Below are 7576 nucleotides of genomic sequence, written 5' to 3'. Positions count from 1 at the left end.
CCACCAATGTAAATCAAAAGAGACTGCTTTAACACGTCTCGCTCATTGGTATGAAGATGTAGAGAAGAGTGGGTTTAAGACCTTTACTACAGTCTTGAAAAGCATCCAATCCAATTATTATAACATAGTACAGTTCTTCAACAACCGTTCTACAAATGCATCAGCTGAAAGCTTCAATGCTAAAATAAAATCTTTTAGAGCTAGTTTAAGAGGAGTAAGAGATGTAAACTTCTTTATTTATCGCTTGACTAAAATCTATGCTTGATATGCAAATCCCACAGCTTTTCGGTATGATCCTAAATGTTTAATAAATATAAGTATTGCAGAACAAAAAAAAAGACCCCAAGTAAATGAATACTAGGAGTCTTTTTTGTGGTACCACCTGGAATCGAACCAGGGACACAAGGATTTTCAGTCCTTTGCTCTACCAACTGAGCTATGGCACCTTCTCAATTGCGATTGCAAAGATAGGCATATTTTTTATTCTCGCAAATTTTAGGGGATTATTTTTACATCATTTTCACTTCGTCTGCTATTCAACTTAAGAATTTAGGTGATATAAAACAGACTTCCTATCTCTGTAGGACAAGGTCAGACTAACGAAAGCTCTTAGTGACTCCCCTCTTGCGAGCTAGTGGGAAGAGGCAAACGAGTAGGTCGTTTTTCATCATACAGCTGACCACTCTAGGGAGGCATCTAAGCCCATATTATGATTTTAAAACTGGATTTTAATTTTAATGCATATTTATACATAAACTAAATACTTGCAGATTACAACTATCTCAAGATAATAGCACTAAAACGAGGCTGTAGATAGGCTCTAAAGCAACGCGTAAGATATTTCAATAGTGTTAATAAAATGATAAAGTCAACTCTTTGCTTTATTGCATAAATATCTTTAGTATTACATAAATAATTAATTTTAAAGCCAAATAAGTTTGTTTATCCGTTTTTTTGCATACTTTTGCAAAGGAACAAGAATAATTATACAGAGATGAAAAAGAAAGAAGATCGTTTAGACGCCATCAAGATGATTATATCTAGTCAAGAAGTAGGCTCCCAAGAAGAGATGCTGAATGAACTAAAAAAAGAGGGATTTCAGCTCACACAAGCAACCCTATCAAGAGATTTAAAACAACTAAAAGTAGCCAAAGCGGCTAATATTAATGGAAACTATGTATATGTATTGCCCAACGACATCATGTACAAAAGACCAAACGATTTAAATCCATCGGAAATGCTCATGAATACAGGATTTGTTTCGATCATGTATTCAGGAAATATTGCTGTCATCAAGACAAGACCTGGATACGCAAGTAGCATGGCTTATGATATTGACAACACCGTTTCAAGAGATATTCTAGGTACAATTGCTGGTGACGATACTATTCTTCTTATTCTTAGAGAGCGTGCCAATCACGACGACGTAAACGAATTCCTTTCTCGTATCATCCCTAATATTAAGTAACCTATAATATTAGCTTTAGACCAATGGACATAACTGAAGACGAAATAGATGTAATGGTGGCTGATGCATCTCACGAAGTATATGCAAACACTATACTTGAGACAATCACAGCAGCAGCAAAAGTTAGAGGTACCGGAATTGCAAAACGTTCACCCGAGTACATCTCACAAAAAATGAAAGAGGGCAAAGCTATAATTGCTCTCAAAGACGACGAATTCGCAGGTTTCTGCTATATCGAGAGTTGGGGCAACAAAGAATATGTGGCCAACTCTGGACTTATCGTTGTCGAAAAATTTAGAGGTCACGGCCTTGCCAAAAGAATAAAAAAGGCAGCCTTTACACTCTCTAGACTTCGATGGCCTAAAGCTAAACTCTTTGGGCTAACTAGTGGAGGTGCAGTTATGAAAATCAACACCGAGCTCGGCTACGCCCCCGTTCCGTTTGCCGAACTCACAGACGACGACTCATTTTGGAAAGGATGCGAGGGTTGTACGAATCACGACATTCTTCAACGAACAAATAGAAAGTACTGTATCTGTACAGGAATGCTTTATGATCCCAATAAGCCTATTAAGAGAGTAGACAACTCAGAGGATAAGTTCTAAGTTTAATTTTAATCAACCCAATAAGGAATTAATTATGAAAAAGAAAGTAGTATTAGCATTTAGCGGAGGATTAGACACTTCATTTTGCGCCATGTATCTCTCTAAAGATTTAGGTTATGAGGTTTATACAGCCATTGCAAATACAGGAGGCTTTAGCCAAGAAGAGCTAAAGACTATCGAGGAAAAAGCATACAAATTGGGAGCAGCCCAACACGTAACCCTCGATGTAACACAAGAATATTACGACAAAAGTATCAAATATATGATATACGGGAATGTACTCAGAAATGGTACTTACCCAATATCAGTTAGTTCAGAACGTATCTTCCAAGCCATTGCTATTGCAAATTATGCCAAGGAGGTTAATGCCGATGCCATAGCACATGGAAGCACAGGTGCAGGTAACGATCAAATCCGTTTCGACCTAACCTTTACGGTTCTTGCGCCCAACATGGAGATTATTACCCCCACTAGAGATATGATTTTGACTCGTGAATACGAAATCAATTACCTCAGAGATCACGGCTACCAGGCTGACTTTGCTAAAATGGAATACTCAATCAACAAAGGTCTTTGGGGAACTTCAATCGGAGGGAAAGAGACACTTCAAAGCGAGCAAACTCTGCCCGAAGAGGCATATCCATCACAGGTCGAAAAGCAGGGTACAGAAGAGCTTTCCATTTCTTTTGAAAAAGGAGAAATCTCAGCTATCAACGGTGAGCTATTCACCAATAAAGTTGCTGCTATAAACAAAATAAACGATATTGCAAGTGCTTACGGCATTGGCCGTGACATGCATATCGGTGACACAATTATTGGTATCAAAGGTAGAGTTGGCTTCGAAGCCGCTGCACCGATTATCATTATCAATGCACACAAGATGCTCGAGAAGCACACACTTTCCAAATGGCAACAATATTGGAAAGATCAAGTATCAACTTGGTATGGTATGTTCTTACACGAAGCTCAATATCTGGAACCCGTTATGCGTGACATCGAAGCGATGCTCGACTCAAGTCAAGAAAATGTAAATGGAACCGTGAAGCTTATCCTTCGCCCTTACAGTTACACACTTGTAGGAGTCGAATCGGAATTCGACTTGGTCAAAACTGAGTTGGGAGAATATGGTGAGGTACAAAAAGGCTGGACGGCAGAAGATGCTAAAGGCTTTATCAAAGTACTTTCAACTCCACTTAGAGTTTACTATACGAATCAGAACAAGAATAATAAGGAAAACTAAAAATAACGAGATCAACATGATTAAAGTAGGAATAATTGGCGGTGCTGGTTATACGGCAGGCGAATTAATACGACTATTGGTAAATCACCCCGAAGCAGAAATAATTTTCATCCACAGCGTGAGTAATGCAGGCAATAATGTTGCCGATGTACATTCGGGCCTTTACGGAGAGTGTGAACTTATTTTTACCGATCAATATCCCTTTGATGAAATTGATGTACTGTTTTTCTGTACAGCTCACGGTGACACCAAAAAGTTCCTTGATATACACACATTGCCTGAGGAGCTCAAAGTGATCGATTTATCTATGGATTTCAGATTAGCATCGGATGAGAACCCTTTTCTATATGGCTTGCCCGAACTCAACAGACGTGCCATTTGTAAATCGCAATACGTAGCCAACCCTGGTTGTTTTGCAACTTGCATAGAACTCGGACTACTTCCGCTAGCCAAACACTTAATGCTGAACGACGATATTGTTATCAATGCAATTACAGGTAGTACAGGTTCGGGAGTTCATCCAAAACCTACGACCCATTTTAGTTGGCGAGACAACAACATGAGTGTTTACAAACCTTTTACTCATCAACATCTACCGGAGGTGAGACAAAGCCTGAAACAGCTCCAAAACAGCTTCAATGCTGACATCAGCTTTATCCCCTACCGAGGAGATTTCCCTAGAGGGATATTTACAACCATCTTAGTGAAATCGAAAGTAAAACTAGAGGAGATTAAGAGAATCTATCAAGAATATTATGCCGAAGACTCTTTTGTACATTTGGCAGAAAACAATATTGATCTTAAAGAGGTGGTCAACACCAATAAATGCCTCATCCATCTAGAGAAACACGAAGACAAACTTTTAATTATTTGTTGTATCGACAACCTACTCAAAGGTGCATCAGGTCAAGCTATTCACAACATGAACCTCATGTTCAACCTCGAAGAGACTGTTGGATTAAGACTCAAGCCTAGCGCTTTTTAAACTACGCATAATGAAACTATTTGATGTATATCCACTCCTTGACATTAATATTGTCAAAGGAGAAAACTGCAAAGTTTGGGATGATAAAGGAACCGAATACCTCGACCTCTATGGCGGACATGCCGTAATTTCGATAGGACACTCGCACCCACACTACGTAGATGCAATCTGTCAACAAGTTAAGAAGCTAGGATTTTATTCTAACTCGGTTATCAATGATTTGCAGGTAAAGCTTGCCGAAAGATTGGGCAAAATATCTGGCTACCCCGAATACTCACTATTTGTGATTAACTCGGGCGCTGAAGCCAATGAAAACGCACTCAAGCTAGCCTCTTTCCACACCGGAAAGAAAAAGGTTTTAGCTTTCGATAAGGCATTCCACGGCCGAACTTCACTCACAGTCGAAGCAACAGACAACCCCAACATCATTGCTCCAATCAATGCAAATAATCTAGTAACGCATCTACCTTTCAACGATATCAAAGCTTTCGAGAAGGAGATCCTTGAAGGTGATGTATGTGCAGTTATTATTGAACCCATCCAAGGTGTCGGTGGAATTAGGGTGGTAAGTAAAGAGTTCCTTCAATCAATCCGAAGCCTATGTACCCAAAATAACGTGGTGCTCATTATGGATGAAATCCAGTGTGGCTATGGACGTTCAGGGAAATTCTTCTCACACCAACATGCCGATATCAAAGCTGATATCATCACCGTAGCCAAAGGAATAGCCAATGGGTTCCCAATGGCAGCTCTACTGATTGCGCCACAATTCCAAGCCAAGCATGGTCTACTAGGCACCACTTTTGGTGGAAATCATTTGGCATGCAGTGCAGCATTGGCTGTATTGGATGTCTTTGAGTCGGACTCTTTAATGGATAATGCTACCCAGGTGGGTAATTATCTAATGCAAGAATTGGCCAAAATTGAAGGCATTAAAGAGATTCGTGGACAAGGCTTAATGATTGGGCTAGAGTTTGACTCACCTATCAAAGAGTTAAGAAATCAACTTGTCTACAAAGAGCATGTCTTCACTGGAGTAAGCGGTACTCACGTATTGAGACTATTACCTCCACTGACTCTAACGAAAGCTGATGCCGATATCTTTATCGGAAAGCTCAAGAAAGCGATGAAGGCTTAAAACAGACATACAAACTTAAGAAGTGGCAAATAAATAGGAAATAAACCTTTTATTTGCCACTTTTACTTTAAAGAAAACTACAACAAAGAGCAGCGAATATGAAAATAGCAATTATTGGTGCCGGAAATATGGGAAGTGCCATAGCCAAGGGGCTAGCAAAAATAGAATCAGACAAAGAAACATTCAATATCTGTATAGCCAACAGAAGCAAGGGCAAACTTGAAAAGCTAAAGGATGAAAGCCCTACCCTAAGCATAGCTAACAGCTTCAATGAAGCGATCGAAAAGGCAAATTTAATCATTCTAGCAGTCAAGCCTTGGGCCATGAAAGAGACTTTGGCAAATCTCAAGTTCACAGCTGACCAGACCGTAGCATCTGTTGCAGCAGGAATCACATTTGAACAATTGGCAGAGTGGACAACAGGAACTGAACGCTTCTATAGAATTATTCCCAATACGGCAATATCCCACCAAGCAAGTATGAACATCATTGCTTCACACAATACAAGTGCATCAGACGATACAAAGATGCTGGAACTATTCAACCATCTTGGCACTAGCATACTCCTCCCCGAAAGCAAAATGGCTGCTGCTACGGCTTTAGCTTCTTGTGGTATTGCGTTCTTGTTCAAGTATATTCAAGCCTCAATGCAAGCTGGTGTAGAACTAGGGCTAACACCAACAGAAGCTAAACTCCTAGCATCACAAGCAGCAATTGGCGCAGGAACAATTCTATCCAAAGATGTATCAACACATCCATCAACTGAAATCGACAAAGTCACTACCCCTGGTGGAATAACAATCAAAGGTGTGAATGAACTCGACAAGCAAGGATTTACTACAGCAATCATTGAAGCAATTAAGAAGAGCATTTAAATGCAATACCCCTTAGCAATGTCAAATAACTAAGGGGTATTATATCTAAATTAGTCAATACAACTACTATACTATAACGACTCTATTATATTCTTCAAGACTACTGTTGCTGATATCTCACGATTGGCAGCTTCAGGAATTACTAAAGATTGTGGAGACTCTATTACATCGTCTGTAACAATCATATTCCTTCTAACTGGCAAGCAGTGCATAAAATAAGCATTGTTTGTAACTTTCATATGCTCTGCTGAAATAGTCCAAGCTCTATCTTTACTCAGCACTTTGCCATAATTATCACCTGCATATGTAGACCAGTTCTTAGCATAGACGAAATCAGCACCTTCAAGGGCTTTCATCTGATCGTATTCTACAACAGCACCACCAACAAACTCTGGGGCTAACTCATAACCTTCAGGGTGAGTAATTACAAACTCGTAGTCTGTCGCATTCATCCATTCAGCAAAAGAGTTAGGCACGGCTTGAGGCAAAGCATTAGGGTGCGGTGCCCACGAAAGAACTACTTTAGGACGCTCTTGTTTTTTATACTCTTCAATGGTTATCAGGTCGGCAAAACTTTGCAACGGGTGACGAGTAGCAGCCTCCATCGAAAACACAGGTTTACCCGAATGCTTGATGAACTGATTGATAATCGTCTCGTTATAATCGAATTCGCGGTCTTTAAGTTGGGCAAACGAACGGACACCGATCACATCGCAATAACAGCCCATCACAGGAATGGCTTCTACCAAATGCTCTGGTTTATCACCATTCATAACTACCCCACGCTCAGTCTCGAGTTTCCATGCACCCTGATTCACATCAAGTACCATAACGTTCATACCCAAGTTTAACGCAGCCTTCTGAGTACTCAATCGAGTACGAAGACTCGAGTTAAAGAATATCATTAGTAACGTTTTATTTTTACCCAAGGTATCGAACTGATAACGGTCTTTTTTAATTTCAAAAGCTTCCTTTACTGACTCCGAAAGATTCTTCAGGTCAGCAACACAAGTAAATTTCTTCATGGTTTATATCTTAGTTTTTTTCTGCCCCAGGGTCACTTTTTATAACCTCCAAAGCTTTAGCCTCGTCGTCTTTGTGAACATAGATTTCATCATCCCCACTCAAAAACACGTAAGCCGAATCTGATTTATCCAACTTCATAGCCGATTCAATACCATTGCTTTTTAAAAGCGAAAGCACTAGATCTACACTCCATGCAGAACCTTGATATACCTTTACAAAATCATCTTTTTTCATAGTCA

8 protein-coding genes, 1 tRNA gene and 1 pseudogene are annotated in these 7576 nt (G+C 39.7%); 7 read left to right on the top strand and 3 right to left on the bottom strand.

From position 1 onward, the window contains the following. Positions 1-265, top strand: a 265-nt coding sequence (locus B091_RS0109450) for a transposase (RefSeq protein ID WP_018109760.1), incomplete at its 5' end; no start/stop codon positions are given. A gap of 108 nt (positions 266-373) precedes the next feature. Here B091_RS0109450 and B091_RS0109445 read toward each other — a convergent pair. Next, a tRNA-Phe gene (locus B091_RS0109445) sits at positions 374-446 on the bottom strand. Positions 447-994: 548 nt separating this feature from the next. On the opposite strand from B091_RS0109445, the gene argR reads away from it, so the two are divergent. The 6 genes and pseudogenes from argR to proC all read left to right on the top strand — a co-directional run. Further along, on the top strand, positions 995-1468 hold the full coding sequence (argR, locus tag B091_RS0109440; RefSeq protein ID WP_018109759.1) for an arginine repressor: 474 nt from the start codon (positions 995-997) through the stop codon (positions 1466-1468). A 23-nt stretch (positions 1469-1491) separates the two neighbouring features. Beyond that, positions 1492-2073 carry a GNAT family N-acetyltransferase gene (locus tag B091_RS0109435; RefSeq protein WP_018109758.1) on the top strand — a complete coding sequence of 194 codons (582 nt, stop codon included), beginning with the start codon at positions 1492-1494 and terminating at the stop codon, positions 2071-2073. Between the two features lie 34 nt (positions 2074-2107). After that, positions 2108-3313, top strand: coding sequence for an argininosuccinate synthase (gene argG / locus B091_RS0109430; protein WP_025069642.1), 1206 nt, complete (start codon positions 2108-2110; stop codon positions 3311-3313). 16 nt (positions 3314-3329) lie between these two features. Further along, entirely contained in the window at positions 3330-4298 is a 969-nt protein-coding gene (argC, locus tag B091_RS0109425; protein ID WP_018109756.1) for an N-acetyl-gamma-glutamyl-phosphate reductase, read from the top strand. 10 nt (positions 4299-4308) lie between these two features. Then, positions 4309-5436: an aspartate aminotransferase family protein gene (locus B091_RS0109420; RefSeq protein ID WP_018109755.1), complete on the top strand. Its 1128-nt coding sequence runs from the start codon at positions 4309-4311 to the stop codon at positions 5434-5436. 95 nt (positions 5437-5531) lie between these two features. Next, a pseudogene (gene proC / locus B091_RS0109415) lies at positions 5532-6311 on the top strand (pyrroline-5-carboxylate reductase); the annotation flags it as partial. A 71-nt stretch (positions 6312-6382) separates the two neighbouring features. Here the strand turns inward: proC and B091_RS0109410 are convergent. Both B091_RS0109410 and B091_RS0109405 read right to left on the bottom strand, forming a co-directional pair. Beyond that, entirely contained in the window at positions 6383-7336 is a 954-nt protein-coding gene (locus tag B091_RS0109410; RefSeq protein ID WP_018109753.1) for a Rossmann-fold NAD(P)-binding domain-containing protein, read from the bottom strand. 10 nt (positions 7337-7346) lie between these two features. Then, the gene (locus B091_RS0109405; protein WP_018109752.1) at positions 7347-7571 is read right to left on the bottom strand and encodes a putative signal transducing protein; all 225 of its coding nucleotides are present in this window, start codon (positions 7569-7571) and stop codon (positions 7347-7349) included. Between the last annotated feature and the right edge of the window lie 5 nt (positions 7572-7576).

The sequence above is a fragment of the Bacteroides propionicifaciens DSM 19291 = JCM 14649 genome (assembly GCF_000375405.1).
GTDB lineage: Bacteria > Bacteroidota > Bacteroidia > Bacteroidales > Bacteroidaceae > Bacteroides_E > Bacteroides_E propionicifaciens.
This window is presented reverse-complemented; position numbering and strand designations above follow the sequence as displayed.